This is a genomic window from Vreelandella nigrificans (assembly GCF_002374315.1).
Taxonomy (GTDB): Bacteria; Pseudomonadota; Gammaproteobacteria; order Pseudomonadales; family Halomonadaceae; genus Vreelandella; species Vreelandella nigrificans.
The window spans coordinates 175,538-196,943 of record NZ_NWUX01000004.1 but is presented as its reverse complement, the minus strand read 5'-3'; the positions used below and the strand labels follow the sequence as shown (position 1 = coordinate 196,943).

Sequence of the window (21,406 nt, the reverse complement as noted above, 5' to 3'; positions counted from 1 at the left end):
ACAATTATTCGTCATTCGAACACGATAATTCACGTCATGCGCTAAGGGGCCGCCATGCTCGCTATACTCGGGATTACGACGCCCATATTCCTACTGATTGGCTTAGGGTATATAGCGAGATGGAGCGGCATTATCCAGCGCGAGCAGATGCAGGGGGTGGGCATATTTGTGCTTTACTGCGCGCTGCCCGCGCTAGTGATTCGTGCGTTAACCCAGCAGCCTCTGGAAGAGATTTTTAAGCTCAACTACCTGGTTGCTTACGGCCTGGGCTCTATCTCCGTTTTCGGTGCGGGGTTACTGCTCTGCTTAAAGCTACAGCGCCAACCACTTAACGCCAGCGCTATGCAGGCATTAGGCATGGCCGCTTCCAATAGTGGTTTTGTCGGTTATCCCGTGGCAGCCATGGTGATCGGTTCACCTGCTGCTGTCCTGTTGGCGCTTAATATGGTCATTGAGACGTTGATTATTATCCCTTTGGCACTGATTCTGGCCGAAATGGGTAGCCATCAAGGTGCTAGCGTATGGAAGACGATTAAGAAGACCGCCCTCAGCTTGATCAAAAACCCGGTGCTAGTAGGTTTATTGATAGGCATTAGCATAGCCGTTACGGGCTTTAAGCTTCCTCTGCCGCTCTTTAAAGCTGTTGATATGCTGGCCGAGGCAGCAGGGCCAGCAGCGCTGTTTGTGATCGGCGGCGCACTATTTGGCTTGCAGGTTAAAAGTATGGCAAGGGACGTAGGTCAAATTGTCATCGGCAAACTGCTTATCCACCCGCTCGTCATTTTCATTGCTTTCTATTTTGTTCCAGACATTGATCCGCTTTATATGGCAGGTGCGTTGCTATTTGCCGCCGCGCCGATGATCAGCATTTACCCACTGTTTGGCCAACGTTATGGTTTAGGCGGCGTTAGCGCTGCTGCAATGCTTGTGGCGACAGTTGCTTCCTTTTTCACGCTTAGCCTGATAATCGGGTTGATATCACACATGGGGTTACTAGCGTTTTAAATTCCAATAAAACAGAGTCTTAATACGCATAAGGACAATAAAAATGGGCCAGCATTCTGATCAAAACAGCGCATCACAACAATCGTGCGCCGTTGTCACCGGTGGAGCGAGAAACATCGGCCAAGCCATTTCACTGCGTCTTCAGCAGGATGGCTATCACGTTATTGTGGTAGATATCGTCGCGCCGGAGGCAGGCTCTTTGCAAGCAGACGCCTATCAAGTCGACCTAGCCGATGCGGATGCCACCAAGCGGGTAATGGAGGAAATCGCCAAGCGTTACGTGGTCACCCGGCTGGTTAATAACGTAGGTATTGTTGCGCCAGCACTGCTTGAAGACGCAAGGCTTGAGGACTTCGATAAGTTAATGCACCTAAACGTACGCTCGGCGCTAGTCTGCACCCAGACACTTTTACCCACCATGAAAGTACGTGGCATGGGCCGTATTGTGATGAATACCAGCCGCGTGGTACTAGGCAAAGAGGCGCGCACCATCTACAGCGCCACCAAGGGGGCACTGCAATCCATGGCTAGAACTTGGGCGCTGGAGCTGGCAGAACACGGTATTACGGTCAACTGCGTTGCCCCGGGCCCCATCGCCACAAGTGCCTTTTGGCAGAATAACCCGCCTGATTCAGAACGTGCTCGCCGCATCATCGACAATATTCCACTCAAGCGTATGGGCCAGCCGGAAGATGTGGCCCAGGCGGTTAGCTTCTTCTGCGACGAGCGTAGCGGCTTTATTACCGGGCAAACACTGTTTGTCTGCGGCGGTGTCACCGTCGGCTAGGCCTCCGCGGCCCAGCTCAACTCACTCTTGTTGTGATTTGCCAGCAGCATTACGCGCGTCACGGCGCGCTGAGATAAAGCGGTAAAGCGCTAATGCGATAGAACCTACGGTTAATGCAATGAAGGTCCAGGTAATGGGGCCACGCACGAAGATCGACAGATCGTTATGGCCAATCAGTAAGGAGCGACGTAGGTTATCTTCAAACATCGGCCCAAGGATAAAGCCGATTAAAAAGGGAGCTGCCGGTATAGCGGCACGGTTGAAGATATAGCCCACAACACCAAAAGCCAGCATTAGCCACACGTCAAAGGTGTCATTATTGACGGCGTAAGCGCCATATACGCAGAACATTAAAACGATGGGAAACAGAATTGATTTAGGGATATCGGCAATTAATGAGAAGTACTTAATGGCCACATTGCCCACTAGCAGTAATACAATTGAGCTAAACATAATGCCCATAAACAAGGCGTAGATCAGCGACAGGTTCTCTTGGAACATGATGGGGCCGGGTGTTAGACCATGTACCATAAAGGCACCAAGAATAATGGCCGTGATGACATCACCTGGAATACCCAACGATAGCAGGGGGATCATCGTCGCCCCGGCGACACCGTTATTACCTGCCTCGGCAGCGGCAACGCCTTCTACCTCGCCCTTACCAAAGTTGGCCTTATTGGGAGAACGGCGGCGGGCATCGCTATAGGAAATAAACGCAGCAGCCGTCGCCCCGGTTCCAGGGATTGCTCCGATAATCACACCGATCAAACTGCCCCGCACAATGGTCGTTAAGCAGCGCTTCAGTTCAGAAAACGCCAAGCCAGCACCGCTCGCCTTTGCCTTAATATGCGGCAGCGCCTTTTTACGGTAGAACTCGATGATCTCGGGAATGGCAAACAGGCCGATCAATAGCGGAATAAAGGAGATGCTGTCCATCAAGTTGTAGTTGCCAAAGGTAAACCGCTGGGAGCCATAGACTTCATCCAGCCCCACCAGGGAAAGCAGAATACCTAACAGCGCCGCCATTAAGCCTTTGATCATAGAGCCGCTGGCTAAAGAGATGATGATGGTCAGTGAAAAACAGATCAGCCAGAAAAACTCAGGTGCACCAAAGTTCAGGGCAATCTTTGCCAAATAGGCAGCAAAAAAGATCAGCGCGATGTTAGAGATAAAATCGGCAATTACCGATGAGTAAAGGGCTGCTTTGAGTGCCTTCTTGGCATGCCCCTGCTGTGCCATAGGGTAGCCGTCCAGCAATGTGCATGCAGAAGCAGGCGAACCCGGTGTTCTTATTAAGATGGCGGTAATTGAGCCGCCGTACATTCCGCCTTTGTAGATACCCACCAACAGCAGGATAGCGGCAACCGGCTGCATCGAGAAGGTAAAGGGCAGTGCCAACGCAACGGCCATGGTAGCGGTCAACCCAGGAATCGAACCAACAACCACACCAATAACAACCCCCATGGCTATCGCTATGAAGTTGTCCAAACTAAAGAATATCGCGATGACTTCCGAAAAATTTTCCATACATCACCCAGAAGAATAAGTGGCCAATCAAAAACCGATTGGCGCTATCGGAAGCGGCACATTCATCACTTTTACAAAGATGAATGTCACAGCGATAGGAAACACGAATGCTAGGCTATAGACCCACCAAGTGCGTACGGGATGCGCCACAAAAAGCACCAGCGTTGCCAGAATGCCGGTAAATACTGCCCCCATGGATTCAAACAACGCGACATAGATCACCAGGGCGACCACCATCAATACAAAACGCCGTGTCGTTCCTTTCTCAATACTTCTCTCATCCTCCTCACTGCTTCTGTCCAACAGTAAGCCTTGCAGAATAAGCAGAATAGAAAACAGCACAATCAGCCATCCGACGATCCCCGGTAGCCAGCGAGGCGACATCATTGGGTTTTGCAAGATGGGCGGCTCGTTGATGTAGTTAGGCACTAAGTAAAAGACCAACACAATGGCGAAGCAAAGTAGGACGATACCCGCGAATACGTCACCGGCATCTTTTATTCTCACTGCGCGCTTGGAATGTGGTGTAGCCATCGCGGCCTTCTCCAGAGAAACAAATGGGGCGAGGACGCCAGCCCTCGCCCCATACTTGATAGAAGACGACTTAGTTACTGGCTAATGCCAGCCTGCTGGGCGACACCTTCCCAACGCTCCAAGTCCTCAACGATGAACTGCTTGAACGCATCACCCGACACTTGGCCAGGCTCTGCACCTAGCTGCTCAGCGAAGTCCAGGAACTCTTCCCGCTCCATTACCCTGTCCAATGCATCGTGCATCACGTTTTGTGCTTCTTCCGAAAAGGAGCTATGCGCAATCAGTCCAAACCAAGCCGTGGTGATAAATTGGTCAAGGTTATACTCACCCACTTCCGACAGGGTCGGCACATCAGGCAGGTACTCGGAGCGTTCTGCGGAAGTAACCGCCAGTGCGCGCAGATCCCCGGAGCGGATATGAGAAAGAACGGTTGGCATATTCTCGAACGAGACATTCACATCGCCACCCAGTAGAGCGGGTAGCGCCGCGCCACTGCCGGCGAAAGGCACAGCGGTCATATTGGTTTCAGTCAACGTTTTGAACAGCTCGCCCGACATATGTATGGAGCTGCCCACGCCACTGTGGCTGAAAGTCATGTCTTGTTCTTTTGCAGCCTCTACAAATTCGATAACGCTTTCATAGGGGCTGTCTGCGGGCACGACCATCACGTTTGGGATGTCGATCATATTTTGCAGGAAGACGAAATCTTCCACTGGGTCATAGCTTAAATCAGCATAGATAGCGGCACCGATGGTGTGTCCCGGTGAAGCCATCAAAATAGTATGTTGAGCGTCGCGGCCACCTCTAGCAAGACGGCCGGTGCCCACGGTAGAACCTGCTCCTGGGCGGTTTTCCACGATCACGTTAGCATCGAGCTCTTGTTGTAGAAGATCTGCGACGCGACGCGATAAGACATCGGTGGTCCCCCCAGGGGCGTAAGGTACGACTAGACGTATATCGCTTGTCGGCCACTCGTTGGCACTGACCGATGAAACGGACAAGCCGAGCGCTAAAGCGCCGCCACAAATACTTAAACAGGTTGTGTGAAAAGCATTATTCATGTTGTTACCTTTGCGTTGTATTTCTTGTTCGCAATACGTACTTATATTCGCAGCGCCTCTCTGGAGACTACTCTTTTGATGAGCTCATCAAAAATACAACTTTAGTATTGATTTAAATCGTATCTTTTCAGCAACCCGTCACTAAAAACACCAACGTTCGCAATGCGAACTTTTTTACGCTAACCTTCGACCCAAATGACTCAAGACAACGGATAGTTAACAATGCAAGAAGAGATGCTGAGTGAAGATAGCCGTGACTTTGTAACAGCGCTTGCTAGCGGCCTGGAGGTAATACAGGCATTCGACCATGAACACACGCGCATGACATTAAGTGAAGTGGCTACGCGAACGGGGATGAATAGAGCAAAAGCTAGGCGCTTCTTACTGACCCTACATGCGCTGGGGTACGTCAGGAAACAACAACGCTATTTTGAATTGGCACCGCGTGTTTTACAGCTTGGTTACGCTTTCTTATCCGCCAACAACTATCAGGGTGTTATTCAACAGTATCTAGAAGAAATAACCGCTGAGACAGGTGAATCCTCATCACTTGGCGTGCTAGATGGTAGCGACGTTATTTATGTCGCCCGCTCGGCAGCCAAACATCGCTTGATGGCGATTACACTATCCGTGGGTACAAGGCTGCCTGCTGCCCATACGTCCATGGGGCGCATACTACTGGCCCAGCTCAGCGAGCCTGATCTTGATCACTTCCTATCAACAGTTTCGCTAGAACTCTACACCGATAAAACAGTGACCGATGTGAATGAATTACGCAGCCAAATAGTAAAAGCGCGGCAGCAGGGCTATGCGATTTCAGATCAAGAGCTTGATTCTGGCTTACGCTCTATCGCTGTTCCGGTTTTTGACGCCAAGCAGCACTTAATGGGTGCGATAAATGTTAGTACTAATGCTGCTCGGGTCGATCTCGACACATTGGTTAATACTTACTTACCGGTCTTACAAAATAAAGTGGCGCAAATACGTTCGCACATTAATTAGCCATCACTGCATCTAACGCAGCCCGATACCCTTGCACCCCTAACCCGGCAATCACTCCATCGGCGCGCAGCGATACGTAGGAGTGATGCCGGAAAGACTCTCGCTTATGTACATTGGAGAGATGCACCTCAATCACTTTGCCATCAAAGGCATTGAGCGCATCGAGAATAGCCACGGAGGTGTGCGTATAAGCAGCAGGGTTGATGATAATAGCCTGGGTGCCATCAAGACGTGCGGCATGAATGGCATCGATCAGCTCGCCTTCATGATTACTTTGCAGGCAGATAATGTCCCAATCGGCCATCACCGCTTTCTCCCGCAGGATGTTATTCACGTCCTCTAACGTCTCGTACCCGTAGATTTCAGGCTGACGACTGCCCAATAAGTTGAGATTGGGGCCATGTAGCACTAATACTTTTCCCTGAGGCATAACTCTCTCCCGAGCTAATGTTTCACCAACGTTGGTTACTGTTAAAACGACACGCGTTGTTCTATCACCTTCTTAGCACCACCACCAGCGCTTGCTCAAAGGAGGCTTACTAACATAGCCCCTTGGCACTAAAAGCATTTACCTACCAGACTGCCAAGATTTACGTATGCAGTGCCCTTACATTTACACTCCCATTTCTTGTGATGATTTAAGGCACACCTTATGACGCTTCCTTTGTATATAGGCTTACCCATGTGGGCCAACCAAGATTGGCTGGGCAGCCTGTACCCACGCCATGCCAAAATAGAGCTACTGAGCGACTATGCAGCGGTCTTTTCAAGCGTTGAAGGCAATACCACCTTTTATAGCGGCGCGCCTAAGCCGGAAACGGTAGCCGCCTGGGCTCGTCAAGTGCCAGCTTATTTTCGCTTTTGCTTTAAGCTACCCGCCAGCGTTACCCACGACCAGCGCTTAACCCGCCTTGAAGACGCTTGGGCATTTCTAGACGCCCTAACACCGCTGCATGACCGTCTGGGCCCCACCATGGTGCAACTACCGCGAGATTTTGGTCCGCAAGAGCTGCCACAGCTAGAAGCACTGCTCTCCCAATGGCCCACCCACTTACCCTGCGCGGTCGAGGTACGTCACCCTGAGTTTTTCCACAAAGGGGCCGCAGAGCAAGCTCTGAACCGTCTGTTGATAACTTATTCAGCCAATCGTGTCATGCTTGATGTCCGCCCAGTATTTTCAACGCCATCCCATGGCCACCCAGGGCTTGCACATGCCCAGCAGGAAAAGCCGAGAGTCCCGTTACACGTGCTTTCCACAGCACAACATCCTGTCATTCGCTTCATCGGGCATATTGACAAAGCTATTAATAGCAGCTACTTCAGTCCTTGGAAATCTCGCCTTGCCCTGTGGATAAGTCAGGGGAAAACCCCTTTCTTATTTGTGCATACTGCGGACAACTGTGAGTCCCCTGAGATGGCACGCATACTCTATAAAGAGCTACAAACACTGACTTCACTTCCCTCTCTCCCACCATTTGCTAGCGATAAGCAGAGCCAACTGTTTTAAACAGCCTTTTTAGCTGCATTTACTGGTATGCACCCTGTTGATCGGATAAATTGCGCTTACTTTCGGAAAATAACGCTGGCAAACCATCTATTTTCCGAAAATTGGCGCAGTGCGCTAATAACACCTCATTACAATCGAACCCATTACAGGTGAATCATGGCAAAACTTGCACATGCACAGTGGTCATCACGGATGGCCTTTGTGCTCGCTGCCGCAGGCTCGGCAGTTGGCTTAGGGAATATTTGGCGCTTCTCATACATGGTAGGTGACAGCGGCGGCGCGGCTTTCGTACTGGTCTATCTCGCCTGTGTGGTACTGGTGGGGTTACCTATTCTGGTTGCAGAATGGATGATTGGCCGTCGCGGCCAGAAAAACCCGATTAACACCATGGCCGAGCTCGCCGCTAATCACGGCAAGTCCAAAGCGTGGGCACTGATCGGCGTTAGTGGTGTTTTAGCGGCGTTTTTAATTCTGTCGTTTTACAGCGTGATTGGCGGCTGGTCGCTTAACTACACACTTAGTTCGGTGATTGGCACCTTTAACGGTCAAGATGCAGACGCTATTAGCGGCCTATTTGGAGGAATGCTAGGCAGCCCAACCACCCTGCTGTTATGGCACACTGCGTTTATGGTGCTGGTAGTAGGTATTGTGGCCCGCGGCGTCACCAAAGGACTTGAGAGTGCAGCAAGGTTGATGATGCCTGCCCTTATCGTCCTGATGTTAGTACTGGTTGGCTACGGCGTAGCCAGCGGTTACTTTGGTGAAGCACTGGCCTTTATGTTCCGGCCTGACTGGGATGCACTAAACGGCGGCATCGTGCTGGCAGCCATGGGCCAAGCCTTCTTCACCCTATCACTGGGTATGGGCATCATGATGGCTTACGGCTCTTATCTGGGTGAAGACGTTAACTTGATTAGCACCGCTCGCACGGTGATCATTCTGGATACCGTCATCGCTCTTTTAGCCGGTTTGGCCATCTTCCCGATTGTCTTCGCCAACGGCCTTAGTGCCGGTGAGGGGCCTGGCTTGATTTTTGTCACGCTGCCCTTAGCATTTGGCAATATGGCAGGCGGTACCATCCTTGGCTTAATGTTCTTCCTACTGCTCACTTTTGCTGCGCTCACATCAGCGATTTCATTACTGGAGCCTGTCGTCGAGACGGTGGAAGAGCGAACTTCACTGTCCCGCTTAGGAGCAACATTTGCTAGTGGCGCAGCCGTGTGGGCGCTTGGGGTTGCCGCGCTGCTCTCGTTTAACGTGTGGTCTGAGGTGCTGTTCTTCGGTCTCAACATCTTCGACTTACTGGATACGTTTACCAGTAAGATTCTTCTGCCGCTAACCGGCCTTGGGGCGATTGTGTTCTTTGCTACTTGTCTGGATAAAGAAGAGACGCGCAAAGAGCTAAGACTGGATATTTACGACTACAGCCTGTGGAACCTGCTAGCTAAGTACATAGCTCCCATCGGAGTTATCGTCGTTTTCTTAGCAGGCTTTTTCTAAGGTAAGTCGCAAAGTAGCCTGCCCTGGCTAACAGTGGTTAGCCAGGCGGGCTTAGGCTGAATTGGCAAAGGTGGCTGCGCTACTAATCAGTCAGTGGCGCAGTTACTAATGCCATTAACCCCGTTCTGCTAGTGTAATTCGCTCTCTTGCTCATCTTCTGGCAAGGGGGAGATATCCCGCGATAACTTCTGAAACTCCCGGTGTAGCTCTATTCCTCTACGCGCCCTTAGGCTGCGCTGAGCGGAGCTGCGCCGTCGCTGGGCATGCTCATCAACCTCCATGCTCATAAAGATGTCGAGCAGTTCGTTTTTTACCGAGGTGATTCGTTCGACATTTCTCATAATCGACGTTCCTCCAGGTGAATATGCCTATGTCCACCTGCATCCGTGACGACTGTTTTTAAATGATGCAGTGCGGCACTTCACTTCTTACTATAACCTACTTGACAAAATGATGACGAATCTTACAGAAATGTCTTAACGCCATCTAAACGTCCATAGGTTAAGCGCTGTTTTTACTAACGTGTTACTAGCCCTGGCTGATGACTCAGGCATACTGTCATCAGCCGTGTTAGCGCAAGTGCCGTACCTAGTGACAAATAGCAACTAAAAACGATCGTTTAAAACAGGTGTATTTTGTCGTACTGTTGACCCCTGTTTGCTGGATATCCAAGGAGCTGAACGTGAGCCGCGCCCTGTTCGATGAAATGAGACGCCGCATGGAGCACTTCCGTCGCTCCGAACAAAAGGTTGCGCGGTTTGTGCTGCGCAATCCTGACGACGTTATCCATATGCGAATTGTAGATCTTGCGACGGAGGCCAAAGTTAGCGAACCCACAGTGGTACGCTTTTGCCGTGCACTCGGCTGTAATGGCTTCCAGGACTTCAAACTGCAGCTTGCTCAAATGCTGGCCAGTGGCAGCCAATTCGCCCAGTTCTCCATGAACGACAGCGACTCAGTGGCGGAGTTTTCCCACAGTATCTTCGACTCCACTGTCGGCACATTGCTATCGGTACGTGACCGGCTCGACAACGAAGCCTTAGGCAGAGCGGTGAACGCGCTGGCCATGGCTAACCGCGTTGAGTTTTATGGCTTTGGCGCCTCTGGTGCCGTTGCCTTCGATGCCCAGCACAAATTCTTCCGTCTTCAAATTTCCACCTCCGCCTATGCCGACCCGCACATGCAGAATATGTCGGCGGTCACGCTAAAAGAGGGCGATGTGGTGGTGGCGATCTCCCAAACAGGACGCACCAAAGCACTGGTCGCCAGCGTTCGCTTGGCACGCGATGCGGGCGCAACAGTGATTGGCCTCTGCCCCAGCGACTCACCCCTGGCCAGCGAAGTAAGCCTGCCGCTGTATATCGACGTTCACGAAGATACCGAGATCTATACGCCTCTAAGTTCTCGTATCGCTCACTTAGTACTTATCGATGTATTAGCAGTAGGCGTTGCCAAGACCCGTGGGCCAAAACTCGCTGAGCAGCTTAAAGCCGTTAAAAAGAGCCTAAATACCCTGCGCTATCCCGAAGAGGGTTAAACGCCTGTCCTGTACACACAGCCAGTTCCTTGGCTGTGCTAAACTGGTTGCCCATTTTCGAACCGGCAGCGGCTTATATGGACGACGTCACGGCGATTCTAGATCAGCTCAACCCCGCCCAGCGCGAGGCAGTTAGCGCTCCTCAGGGTAATTTACTCGTGCTGGCTGGCGCGGGGTCGGGTAAAACCCGCGTGCTGGTTCATCGCATCGCTTGGCTAATGCAGGCCGAAAGGCTCTCTCCTTACGCGCTGCTGGCAGTTACCTTTACCAATAAAGCCGCTAAAGAGATGCGTACACGCCTAGAAGCGCTACTCGGCATTTCCATGCGCCACGTATGGGTTGGCACCTTTCACTCCATCGCCCACCGCCTGTTACGTACGCATTGGCAAGATGCACGGCTACCCCAACACTTCCAAATTATCGACTCTGATGACCAGCTGCGTCTGGTGAAACGGCTGTTGAAAGATTACTCAATTGATGACGAGCGCTATCCGCCGCGTCAGGTGCAGCATTTTATTTCCGGTTGTAAAGAGGAAGGACTGCGCCCACACCAAGTTAATGTGGACGGCGATGCCTATATGGGCCAAATGGTCGAGCTTTACGAGCGCTACCAACTAACCTGTGAGCGGGGTGGTCTTGTCGACTTTGGTGAGCTGCTACTGAGAAGCCTAGAGCTACTGCGCGATAACCCAGCGCTGTTAAAGCACTATCAGGAGCGTTTTGGTCACGTACTGGTGGATGAGTTTCAGGATACCAATACGCTGCAATACGCTTGGCTAAAGCTGCTGACGGGAATGCAGACTCCAATGACCGCGGTGGGTGATGACGACCAGTCGATCTACGGCTGGCGCGGCGCCAAAGTGGAAAATATCAGCCGCTTTGAGCAGGAGTTCCCACACACCCACACGGTACGCCTGGAACAGAACTATCGTTCCACCAGTGCGATTCTGGAAGCTGCTAACACGCTGATCAGCCACAACAGTGAACGGATGGGCAAAAATCTCTGGACCGATGGTATCGAAGGCGAGCCAATTTCGATCTACGCCGGGTTCAACGATTTGGAAGAAGCCCGCTATATCGTCGACACCATCAAAGAGAAGGTCAACGAAGGCTTTAATCGGCGCGATATTGCTATTCTCTACCGCTCGAACGCCCAGTCTCGGCTACTTGAAGAGACACTGATTCGCCAGGGCATGCCCTATCGTATTTATGGTGGCCACCGCTTCTACGAGCGTCTAGAGATTAAAAATGCCCTGGCCTATTTGCGTCTGCTGCTCAATCGGGATGACGATGCCTCTCTGGAGCGGGTAATTAACGTACCCACTCGAGGGATCGGCACCCGCACCGTAGAAATTGTTCGCCATCGCGCCCGAGAGCAGGGCGTGCCACTCTGGCAGGCGTTACACGACGCAATTAATGACGGTACCTTAAAGGGCCGAGCTGCCAATGCGGTGCAAGCTTTTGCCAACCTGATCGAACAACTAGATAACGATGCTTCAGGGCTGCCCCTGCACGAAATTATCGACCATGTGACCGTACACACCGGACTGATTGAGCACCACAAAAGCGAGCGCGGCGAGAAAGGTCAGGCACGGGTGGAAAACCTGGAAGAGCTGGTCACCGCCGCCCGTGCTTTCACCCACGGCGACGCTTTTGAAACCCCGGAAGCGGGTGAAGGCATGGCTGCACTGGAAGCATTTCTATCCGAAGCCGCACTAAACGCAGGCGACCATGAAGCCGAGGAATTCGAAGACAGCGTTCAGCTAATGACGCTGCACTCAGCAAAAGGTCTGGAATTCCCAGTGGTATTTATTGCCGGCGTTGAAGAAGGACTGTTTCCCCATAAGATGTCCCTTGAAGAACCTGGCAGGCTCGAAGAGGAGCGGCGCCTCTGCTATGTGGGCGTTACCCGCGCCATGCAGAAACTCTACCTGACCCATGCCGAAACCCGCCGCCTGCATGGCAAAGAGGTATTTCCCCGCCCATCACGATTTTTGCGCGAGCTACCGCCTCACTTACTGGAAGAAGTCCGCTTACGAGGACATATTTCTCGCCCCGTTACTGCTACACGGTCTAGTTTTGCCCAGCAGCGGATTGAGAGTGACGGTGACCTACCCGCCCTACACGTGGGCCAGCAGGTGGCACATCCAGTGTTTGGTGAAGGGGTTATTCTCAATGCAGAAGGCGAAGGAGCCCGCGCACGAGTGCAGGTCAGCTTTGAGGGTGATGGCGTTAAATGGTTGGTACTGGGGTTTGCTAAGCTAACGCCTCTGTAAGCCGCTAGCTACATGGCGTTGAGTTCAATGGCTTGCCGATTAAAACCTGCTTAGCGCATACTGGCTAACGGACACCGCGCGTACCTGCGCGCTAACAAAAATACCCTATAATTTCCGGAGTTCTGCTCGCCATGCAACGCCGTAACTTTCTCAAAACCGTCGGCCTAGGTGCCGCCGGTGTCGCTGCCGCCCCATTTGTTTCCACCGCCAGCGCTAACGAAACTTATACTTGGGATATGGTCACCTCCTGGCCGAAAAACTTTCCTGCTCTAGGCACCGGCGCGAATGACTTCGCCCGCCGGGTAGAGCAGCTCTCGAATGGCCGTATGCGAATCCGTGTACACGGCGCAGGCGAGCTGGTACCTGCCATGGAGGTGTTTGATGCGGTGGCCGCTGGCACCGCTGAAATGGGCCACTCCGCCTCTTATTACTGGCGCGGTAAAGTGGCCGCGTCGCAGTTCTTTACGGCGGTACCTTTCGGTATGAATACCACCGAAATGAACGCCTGGTTATACCACGGAGGTGGCCAAGAGCTGTGGGACGAAATCTACGCCAACCATAACCTGAAGCCTTTCCCAGTTGGCAACACCGGCGCTCAAATGGCCGGTTGGTTCAAAAAAGAGATTAACTCTTTGGCCGACATGCAAGGTCTACGCCTGCGCCTACCAGGACTCGCGGGCGAAGCCATGAACGGCATTGGGGTTACCACCGTTAACATGCCTGGCTCAGAAATCTTCACCTCACTACAGACCGGCGTGCTTGACGCTGCTGACTGGGTAGGCCCCTACAACGATATGGCGTTTGGCCTGCACCAAGTAGCCGACTACTACTACACCTCGGTGTGGAATGAGCCTACTGCAGTACTAGAAGGCACCGTCAATCTGGATGCCTGGAATGCGCTGCCGGAAGACCTCCAGGACGTTATCCGCGAAGCTGCTCGCGCCTCTAACCTCGCCATGATCAGCGAGTTTGCCTATCGCAACGCTCAAGCGCTGGAAACACTGGTAGATGAGCACGGCGTCCAGCTGCGCACTTTCCCAGAAGATGTTATGGAAGCGCTCTATGAGTCATCTCAAGAGGTCATTCAGCGTCAGGTAGACGGCGATGAAGAATCTCGACGGGTATGGGAGTCCTATGCAGCCTTCCAGCAAGTACTTCGACCGTTTAGCGATGTGGGCGAATACGCTTATTTGAAAAGCCGTGCTGACCTAACCGGTTAATCGTATTGCTCTCATTGACAAAGGGCGCTTCGGCGCCCTTTTTTAGCGCTGCTGCTGTTAACTATGCACTGCGCGAATACGGCCGTTCTCGTCGAGTGCCACCATCACAAAGCGCGCCTCGGTGACTTTCTGACGCTCTTCTTCGTGGCGCCCCTGGGGCGGGCGTACCCATACCTCGACATCAATTTTAATCGAGCTGTGGCCAATTTCCTGCACTTGGGTATAAACACTCACCATAGAGCCCACACGCACGGGGCTTAAAAAATCCATCGCTTCAATGGCAACGGTAGCCGTTCGCCCACCAGCCTCTCGGCCTGCGGCAAGCTCAGCAGCCTGATCCATCTGATTGACTAGCCAGCCACCAGGAATATCGCCATAGAGATTGGTATCTTGTCGAGAAGCCAGTAGTTTTAAGGTGAGCTGCCCCTGTGGAGCAGGTACATCGTCCAAATCAGAATCCAACGGTGTCATAAGGTGGTCGCTTTGTGGGTTTATTGTTGTGATGTTGCTGCATCGCAATAGAGTGGCTTTAGTTAATCACAAGAGGAAAGACGTTTGAAGGGTAACGGTTTATGGCTAAGGAAGAAATATCCCCTGCGCCTAGCGCTGCTGGGCACGCTATTCATGGTCGCACAGCTAGCATGGGGGCAGCCTACCACCACAGCTCCCTCCCTTCCGAGCGGCACACTGGGTGCCGTTGGATCCGACACCATGGCAGGGCTGGTATTGCGCTGGGGCGAAGCGCTCACTGCTCGCCACCCGGAAATTAGCTTGCAGTTTCAAGCTGGTGGCTCAGCCAGCGCTCCCACAGCGTTAATAGCGGGCACCACACGCCTAGGCCCTATGTCACGCCCAATGTCCGACAGTGAGCACCAACAGTTTGTCGACCGTTATGGCTACCCTCCCCTTGAGCTTCGCGTGGCGCGGGATGCCCTGGTCGTCGTCGTGCATCGCCATAACCCGCTTGAAGCGTTAACCCGCCAACAGGTCGATGCGATCTTCTCAACCGGCCTTACCTGTGGCGCAGACCACGCTATTAGGCGCTGGGAGGAATTGCTTGAGGCCCAGCTATGGCCCTACGGCCAAATTGCGCTACATGGGCGTAACTTGGCGTCGGGCACCCATGGGTTATTTCAGCAGCAGGCGCTGTGCAGCGGTCAGTTTCGTGTGGATATCAGCGAGCATCCTGGCTCTTCCGCCGTAGTCGCCGCAGTGGGAGAATCTCCTAATGCAATAGGCTATGCAGGCTATAACCACCTATCTCCAATGGTAAAAGCACTGCGCCTAACCGACCAACAAGGCCGTGATGTAGCGCCTACTGAGTCATCGATTCAGCGCGGCGAGTATCCTTTATCCCGAGATCTCTATCTCTACGTTAATCTGCCACCGGGGGAGTCGTTACCCGCCGCAGAGCAGGCATTTATTGAGTTGATTACGTCCGCGGAAGGCCAGCAAATTATCCGCGCATCAGGCTTCGTGCCACTGCCACCTAGCGATCCGAATGCCCAGCAACCGTGGTAACCGCTGTCACTTAACTGTCATAAAAATGTTTTAGGGTAAGGAGACTTCACCATGCATGTTAATTTTAGCGATGGCACCTGCTTCTCTATGATGTCGACATGACTTCCCCTCGGCTACCCCGTGTTTATCTGCCACTGCGCCAGCTTCAGGACCGTATTGCCACCGGGCTAATTACCGCTGGGGGCATTGGGGTGCTATTGGCGATTCTCGCCATTGGGGTTTTTCTCGCCTGGGAAACGCTACCACTTTTAGCACTAGGCGACACTTTCGCGCTTAGCAAGCTGTCACCGCTTGCCTGGGGCACCTTAAAAGCCGCCATTGCCGCCATGCTGTTTGCAACCCCTATCGCGCTAGGCGCAGCAATCTACTCAGCGCTGTTTATGTCGGCACGTTTACGTAGTCGACTCAAACCTGCGCTGGAGCTTATGGAAGCGGTGCCTGGCGTCGTTGTGGGCTTTATTGCCGGCTTAGTACTGGCGCCCTGGGTAGAGCGTCACTTAGCCAGCACTCTCCTACTTATTGTCTGGTTACCCTTCAGTGCTATTTTAGCGGGGGCTTTATGGCACCTTGCTGCTGCTCGGCTACGCCGGCGTCTGCCGCACTCATGGGCAGGGCTTTGGCTAATTCCATGGCTGGTGTGTATGGTTGCAGTCGCCCTATGGTTAGCACCGTGGCTGGAGCACCACCTGCTGGGAGGCGATCTGCGACGTTTGCTCGACCAGCAATATGGTATGGATTACGCCACACGAAATGCGCTAATCGTCGGAATTGCCATGGGGTTTGCGGTCATCCCGAGTATCTATGCCCTGGCGGAAGATGCTCTCGCGGATATTCCACCGACCTTAATGGAGGGGGCACAAGCGCTAGGTGCCAGTCGTTGGCAGGCGCTTTGGAAAGTGGCACTGCCCACGGCTGGCCCCGGTATTTTTTCAGCGGTCATGATTGGCGCAGGCCGTGCCGTGGGTGAAACCATGATTGTACTGATGGCCAGCGGCAACACTGCGCTGTTTAGCGCCAGTCCATTTGAGGGGCTGCGCTCGCTTTCCGCCGCTATCGCCATTGAGCTACCCGAGGCTTCACCCGGCGGGCTTACTTACCATCTACTGATTTTGGCAGCCCTTTCGTTATTCCTTTTCACCTTCTTAGTTAATACCCTCGCAGAAGTGGTGCGTCAGCGCCTACGCCGTCGCTATCACCGTCTGGGGGGCAGACCATGAAGCCACTATCCGAGCAGAGCAAACGGCGTGTTAACTGGCTAAACGATGGGCTCTGGCCGTGGCTATGTGCTGCCTGTGTAGCGCTTTCACTACTGATGCTAGCAGCGCTTCTCACCCTGCTGGCAACCCGCGGTTTAGGGCACTTCTGGCCGGCTACCCTGGAGGAGGTCACACTTACCTCAGGTGACATCGTCATCGGCCAGCCGGTACGAGAAACACCGCTGCCGCTAAACGCGGGCATGGAGAGGCTCTACTTCACCGGTAACCGTGATATCAACGGCGCCAACTGGCGCTGGATAGCCGTAGATGACATCTCAGCACAAACGACCCCTAACGACCTTATTCGCCTAGAGCGCACCCCGTGGGGCGACTTTATTGGCCGCCTAGTCGCCGTGGAAAGCGATGGCCAGCGTCTAACTGGGCAGGCAGCCTGGGACTACATTACCACCGCACTCGCACAGCCAGCGAGCCAGCAAGGCAGTAGTGATCTGCTGCTTATCACCGCTGATGGCCATGCTCTGCGCCAACCGCTCTCCAACGTCAGCCATTTCCAAGCTCCCAATGCCATGTCTTGGGGGCAAAAAGTCACTGCCTGGGGGCAAAACGTTTGGCGTTTTCTCAGTGAAGGACCACGGGCAGCCAATACTGGCGGCGGTGTTTGGCCTGCTATTTTTGGCACCGTGCTGATGGTCATTCTAATGTCGGTGATCGTTACACCGTTTGGCGTACTAGCGGCAATTTATCTTAATGAAATCGCCCACCAAAATCGGCTCACCCACTTAGTGCGTATTGGCGTGCGCAACTTGGCAGGGGTGCCATCAATAGTTTACGGGGTGTTCGGCCTTGGGGTATTCGTCTACGGCATTGGCGGGTCTATCGATAACTGGTTCTTTAGCGATGAGCTGCCCTCACCAACCTTCGGCACGGGCGGGCTTTTATGGGCGTCGCTAACCCTTGCGCTATTAACGCTGCCAGTGGTGATTGTGGCAACTGAAGAGGGCTTGGCACGCATCCCCGATGCCCAACGCGAAGGTGCCGTAGCGCTAGGAGCTACACGTCTAGAGATGCTGACCCGGGTGGTGCTACCCATGGCTACCCCCGCGATGCTCACCGGAGTGATATTAGCCGTTGCCCGTGCGGCAGGAGAAGTAGCACCACTCATGTTAGTCGGGGTCGCCAAACTGGCACCGCAAATGCCGTTAGATGGTGAATTCCCTTATTTACACCTTGAACGCAAGTTTATGCACCTCGGCTATCATTTATTTGATACGGCGTTTCATGGGGAAGATGTTCAGGCCGCCATCCCACTGGTTTACGCCACAGCGTTACTGTTAGTGCTGATTGTTCTGGTGCTTAATCTAACTGCCATATTTCTGCGTCATTATCTAAGGCGTCAACGAGGAAACGAATGCTAGCGCCCCTAACGTCAGCCCAGTCATCACAAACTCCGGTGATCACCTTTGCTCCCGAGCAGTGCTGCCTGAGTATCAATCAGTTTCACCTCGCTTATGCGGGGAAACCTGCATTGCGAGACTTGACGCTAGACGTACCGCGCCATCGCGTTACCGCTTTTATCGGCCCGTCTGGCTGTGGCAAATCCACACTGCTCAGGGCGATTAACCGGCTGCATGATCTTAACGAATCTGTTTCCCACCGTGGATATATAGCGCTTGAAGGGCAAGACATTCATGCACCCCAGATGAACGTAACAGAGTTGAGGCGGCGTGTGGGTATGGTGTTTCAAACCCCCAATCCATTTCCGATGTCAATTTATGAAAATGTCGCCTTTGGGCTGCGATTACAGCGCCGCTTACCCAAGCGCAAGCGAGACGACATTATTGAGTGGGCGCTCACCTCAGCCGCGCTGTGGGATGAAGTTAAAGACCGGCTACATCGCTCAGCATGGCAGCTTTCCGGCGGGCAGCAGCAGCGTTTAGTGATTGCCCGCACGCTGGCCGTACAACCCGACGTACTGCTGCTAGATGAGCCCGCCTCGGCGCTCGATCCTATATCAACACTCAAGATAGAGGAGCTAATCCGCAATCTTAAATCGCAGCTTACGTTGGTGCTGGTGACCCATAATATGCAACAGGCAGCGCGGGTTTCCGATTACACGGCTTTTCTGCAGAACGGCGAACTCGTTGAGTTCGGTTTAACCGACCAAGTATTCACTAACCCGCGTTTACAGCGTACTGAAAATTACATCACCGGCCGCATGACCTAGGCCCCAGAGACATCACGTCAGGAGTGCTCAATGGATATTACGAGCGATACCCACAGCCAGCATATTTCTCGCCAGTTCAACCAGGAACTGGAAGAATTAAAAACCCACCTGATGGCCATGGGCGGTTTGGTGGAAAAACAAGTTCAGGATGCGGTGTATTCATTGCTAGAAGGCGATAGTCATCTCGCTGAAAAAGTACGTGATAACGACCGCCAAGTAAACGACCTGCAACTCCAGATAGATGACGAGTGCACCCGCGTACTGGCGCGCCGTCAGCCAGCAGCTTCTGATCTTCGCCTGGTGCTGGCGGTAATTCGCGCTACCTCTGACCTTGAGCGTATCGGCGATGAAGCTAGCAAAATTGCCCGCAACGCGATGCTGTTAAGTGAAAACAACGGTAATACCCGTGGCTTGGTGGAAGTGCGACACATCAGCGAACATGTACGTAAGATGCTGCGCGATGCGCTAACTGCGTTTGCCCGTTTTGATACCGAATTAGCCATGCAGGTAGTCCGCGAAGACGAACTCGTGGACGACGAGTACGGCAGTGCCATGCGCTCTCTAATGACCTTTATGATGGAAGATTCCCGCTCGATTAGCTCCGTGCTCAGCATTATGTGGGTGCTGCGCGCCCTGGAGCGGGTGGGTGACCATGCCAATAACCTCGCGGAGTACGTGGTTTATCTTGTCAAAGGATTGGATATTCGCCATACCGACCTCGATAGTTTAGATCAGAAGGTGCTTAAAAAGTCTTGACCTAACGCCAAATGCCTCCTGCAATACGCCCAGATGCTCTGTCTGGGCGTTTTGATAAGGAGTGAGTACTTTGGATGCATTTACCGCGCTAAGTCGAGGAACTCGGCTGGTATATCAAAAGGGCCTGCGGCGTTATGTTTTCCTGCCGATTCTGGTCAATCTTGTCGTTTATACCAGCATGCTAGGCATCGTAGTTAACCGTTTTTCTGGCTGGTTAGACAGCGCTATGGCAATGGTACCCAGCTGGCTTGAGTGGCTATCCTGGCTAATTTGGCCGCTATTCTTTGTTAGCCTACTGCTGGTAGTGTTTTTTACCTTTACCCTGATAACCCACCTGATTGCCGCACCATTCTATGGCTTTCTGGCTGCCCAAGTAGAGCGCCAAGCGACAGGCCGTGAACCTTTAGACGACCGCGGGCTGGCTAAAACCGCCATCGATGCCGTGGGGCGCGAACTGGTAAAACTAGGCTATATCCTGCCACGCGCAGCGGTGCTGTTCATCATTAGTTGGATACCAGGACTTAATCTATTTGCGCCAGTGCTATGGGCGCTGTTTTCTGCCTGGATAATGGCCATTACTTACTTGGATTACCCAATGGATAACAACAAAATAACTTTTCAGGACATGCGCGGACGATTGTCTCGGCGCTGGTGGCAAAGTTTGACTTATGGGGGGTTAGTCACAATAGTAACCTGGATTCCGCTGGCAAATTTATTCTTAATACCAGGGGCAGTCGCTGGAGCCGTTTTTATGTGGGATAACCATTACCGTGGAATTATTACCAAGTAAGCAATCCGTTCAATAATCCATCAGAAAACCATCCATTAGAAAAAACTAGACCTCGCCTAAGCGAGGTCTGGTTAACTCTTACATTGGACGGTACCTAGCGTTAGCTTCCTCTCCTTTTGCGGGACTCCAACCATGGAATTAACCCTGACTAACGCATTGTACGTCGCTTGATTCATCCTTTGAATCGGTAAGCATCCGTGCAGCGGGCATCCTTGCCCCTTATATTGCTCACTCCTAAGCGTAAGAGTTATTTGCTACTCTGTAAAGTTACTCACCATAATTTAACACTATTTAACAAATGCGGTTATTCACTAATCGAAAAACCTTATTTCACATAAAACCGACAATAATTAAGACCCGTCATTCTCTTCCATAACATCTTCAGGCGTATATTCAGCATCGCCACTCGTGTTCGTTGAATCAGGGTCATCAATAACATCGGTACCTCTAGTACCGTGGTCAGTTGTCAGGTCCTCGGCATCGTAGTTACGCTCATCCGCGTTATCGTTACCGTGTGAATTTGTTTCCATTGGCTGCTCGTCAGCCGTTATATCCTGATTTTGATCAATTGATGAATGTTCAGTAGTGTCAGCGAAAGCTAATGGGCTAGCCATCAAGCCAAAAGACACACCTAAGATGCCAGCTTTCTTGAGTAGTTCCTTGGATATCATATTCCATCTCCTCGAGCGCTGTTTAATACCGCTAAATTTAAGGAAGAGTGCCATATAGGCTTACCAGTTCCAGCGGTTATCTTCCTTACCTATATAACTGCACCTACCATGCCACCCTTTAAAATTAAAAAATAAAACAATTAAAATCAATAACTTAAAAAATAAAAAAACGTTTATAAAGAGCCACGCTGAGTGCGCTAGAAGCTTCTAGCATGGTTAAAAATGACACATGAGTAAGGCTTAACCATGTCTGGCTGGCAGTTAGGCACAC

Annotated in this window: 21 protein-coding genes; 14 read left to right on the top strand and 7 right to left on the bottom strand. The window is 52.4% G+C overall.

What is annotated here, in order from left to right:
* The first annotated feature begins 54 nt into the window (after positions 1-54).
* Both CPA45_RS07680 and CPA45_RS07675 read left to right on the top strand, forming a co-directional pair.
* Positions 55-1,005: an AEC family transporter gene (locus CPA45_RS07680; RefSeq protein ID WP_096650968.1), complete on the top strand. Its 951-nt coding sequence runs from the start codon at positions 55-57 to the stop codon at positions 1,003-1,005.
* Between the two features lie 43 nt (positions 1,006-1,048).
* Positions 1,049-1,792 carry an SDR family NAD(P)-dependent oxidoreductase gene (locus CPA45_RS07675; RefSeq protein WP_096650967.1) on the top strand — a complete coding sequence of 248 codons (744 nt, stop codon included), beginning with the start codon at positions 1,049-1,051 and terminating at the stop codon, positions 1,790-1,792.
* Between the two features lie 21 nt (positions 1,793-1,813).
* On the opposite strand, the gene CPA45_RS07670 is transcribed toward CPA45_RS07675, so the two are convergent.
* From CPA45_RS07670 to CPA45_RS07660, 3 genes are all read right to left on the bottom strand, one after another.
* Positions 1,814-3,319 (bottom strand): tripartite tricarboxylate transporter permease, encoded by a 1,506-nt coding sequence (locus CPA45_RS07670; protein ID WP_096650966.1) that lies wholly within the window; start codon positions 3,317-3,319, stop codon positions 1,814-1,816.
* Between the two features lie 27 nt (positions 3,320-3,346).
* Positions 3,347-3,853, bottom strand: coding sequence for a tripartite tricarboxylate transporter TctB family protein (locus tag CPA45_RS07665; RefSeq protein ID WP_096650965.1), 507 nt, complete (start codon positions 3,851-3,853; stop codon positions 3,347-3,349).
* 74 nt (positions 3,854-3,927) lie between these two features.
* Entirely contained in the window at positions 3,928-4,914 is a 987-nt protein-coding gene (locus CPA45_RS07660) for a Bug family tripartite tricarboxylate transporter substrate binding protein (RefSeq protein WP_096650964.1), read from the bottom strand.
* 222 nt (positions 4,915-5,136) lie between these two features.
* Between CPA45_RS07660 and CPA45_RS07655 the strand changes: the two genes are divergently transcribed.
* Positions 5,137-5,916 (top strand): IclR family transcriptional regulator domain-containing protein, encoded by a 780-nt coding sequence (locus tag CPA45_RS07655; RefSeq protein WP_096650963.1) that lies wholly within the window; start codon positions 5,137-5,139, stop codon positions 5,914-5,916.
* Here CPA45_RS07655 and aroQ read toward each other — a convergent pair.
* A complete protein-coding gene (gene aroQ, locus CPA45_RS07650) occupies positions 5,909-6,346 on the bottom strand; it encodes a type II 3-dehydroquinate dehydratase (protein ID WP_096650962.1) in 438 nt (145 codons plus the stop codon). The two genes, CPA45_RS07655 and aroQ, sit on opposite strands and share 8 nt — an antisense overlap.
* A gap of 222 nt (positions 6,347-6,568) precedes the next feature.
* On the opposite strand from aroQ, the gene CPA45_RS07645 reads away from it, so the two are divergent.
* Positions 6,569-7,423 (top strand): DUF72 domain-containing protein, encoded by an 855-nt coding sequence (locus CPA45_RS07645; protein WP_096650961.1) that lies wholly within the window; start codon positions 6,569-6,571, stop codon positions 7,421-7,423.
* 156 nt (positions 7,424-7,579) lie between these two features.
* Entirely contained in the window at positions 7,580-8,923 is a 1,344-nt protein-coding gene (locus tag CPA45_RS07640) for a sodium-dependent transporter (protein WP_096650960.1), read from the top strand.
* Between the two features lie 128 nt (positions 8,924-9,051).
* Here the strand turns inward: CPA45_RS07640 and CPA45_RS07635 are convergent, their stop codons facing one another.
* Complete coding sequence (locus CPA45_RS07635; RefSeq protein WP_078089591.1) at positions 9,052-9,264, bottom strand: PA3496 family putative envelope integrity protein; 213 nt, start codon at positions 9,262-9,264, stop codon at positions 9,052-9,054.
* 341 nt (positions 9,265-9,605) lie between these two features.
* Here CPA45_RS07635 and hexR point away from each other — a divergent pair, with 341 nt between their 5' ends.
* From hexR to CPA45_RS07620, 3 genes are all read left to right on the top strand, one after another.
* Positions 9,606-10,460 carry a transcriptional regulator HexR gene (gene hexR, locus CPA45_RS07630; RefSeq protein ID WP_096650959.1) on the top strand — a complete coding sequence of 285 codons (855 nt, stop codon included), beginning with the start codon at positions 9,606-9,608 and terminating at the stop codon, positions 10,458-10,460.
* 77 nt (positions 10,461-10,537) lie between these two features.
* Complete coding sequence (uvrD, locus tag CPA45_RS07625) at positions 10,538-12,736, top strand: DNA helicase II (protein WP_096651024.1); 2,199 nt, start codon at positions 10,538-10,540, stop codon at positions 12,734-12,736.
* Positions 12,737-12,867: 131 nt separating this feature from the next.
* Positions 12,868-13,956, top strand: a complete 1,089-nt coding sequence (locus tag CPA45_RS07620) for a TRAP transporter substrate-binding protein (protein WP_096650958.1) — start codon at positions 12,868-12,870, stop codon at positions 13,954-13,956.
* A gap of 57 nt (positions 13,957-14,013) precedes the next feature.
* Here CPA45_RS07620 and CPA45_RS07615 read toward each other — a convergent pair whose 3' ends face one another.
* Positions 14,014-14,427: an acyl-CoA thioesterase gene (locus CPA45_RS07615; RefSeq protein WP_078089594.1), complete on the bottom strand. Its 414-nt coding sequence runs from the start codon at positions 14,425-14,427 to the stop codon at positions 14,014-14,016.
* Between the two features lie 84 nt (positions 14,428-14,511).
* On the opposite strand from CPA45_RS07615, the gene CPA45_RS07610 reads away from it, so the two are divergent.
* From CPA45_RS07610 to cysZ, 6 genes are all read left to right on the top strand, one after another.
* Complete coding sequence (locus CPA45_RS07610) at positions 14,512-15,477, top strand: PstS family phosphate ABC transporter substrate-binding protein (RefSeq protein WP_422822017.1); 966 nt, start codon at positions 14,512-14,514, stop codon at positions 15,475-15,477.
* 98 nt (positions 15,478-15,575) lie between these two features.
* Positions 15,576-16,694 carry an ABC transporter permease subunit gene (locus CPA45_RS07605; protein WP_096650957.1) on the top strand — a complete coding sequence of 373 codons (1,119 nt, stop codon included), beginning with the start codon at positions 15,576-15,578 and terminating at the stop codon, positions 16,692-16,694.
* Positions 16,691-18,109 carry a phosphate ABC transporter permease PstA gene (gene pstA / locus CPA45_RS07600; protein WP_096650956.1) on the top strand — a complete coding sequence of 473 codons (1,419 nt, stop codon included), beginning with the start codon at positions 16,691-16,693 and terminating at the stop codon, positions 18,107-18,109. The genes CPA45_RS07605 and pstA overlap by 4 nt, the downstream gene beginning before the upstream one ends.
* Entirely contained in the window at positions 18,103-18,918 is an 816-nt protein-coding gene (gene pstB / locus CPA45_RS07595; RefSeq protein ID WP_096650955.1) for a phosphate ABC transporter ATP-binding protein PstB, read from the top strand. The genes pstA and pstB overlap by 7 nt, the downstream gene beginning before the upstream one ends.
* Before the next feature lie 30 nt (positions 18,919-18,948).
* Positions 18,949-19,674, top strand: coding sequence for a phosphate signaling complex protein PhoU (gene phoU, locus CPA45_RS07590; RefSeq protein ID WP_078089599.1), 726 nt, complete (start codon positions 18,949-18,951; stop codon positions 19,672-19,674).
* Between the two features lie 70 nt (positions 19,675-19,744).
* Positions 19,745-20,464, top strand: a complete 720-nt coding sequence (cysZ, locus tag CPA45_RS07585; RefSeq protein ID WP_096650954.1) for a sulfate transporter CysZ — start codon at positions 19,745-19,747, stop codon at positions 20,462-20,464.
* Positions 20,465-20,814: 350 nt separating this feature from the next.
* Here the strand turns inward: cysZ and CPA45_RS07580 are convergent, their stop codons facing one another.
* A complete protein-coding gene (locus CPA45_RS07580; RefSeq protein ID WP_096650953.1) occupies positions 20,815-21,135 on the bottom strand; it encodes a hypothetical protein in 321 nt (106 codons plus the stop codon).
* Positions 21,136-21,406: the final 271 nt, after the last annotated feature.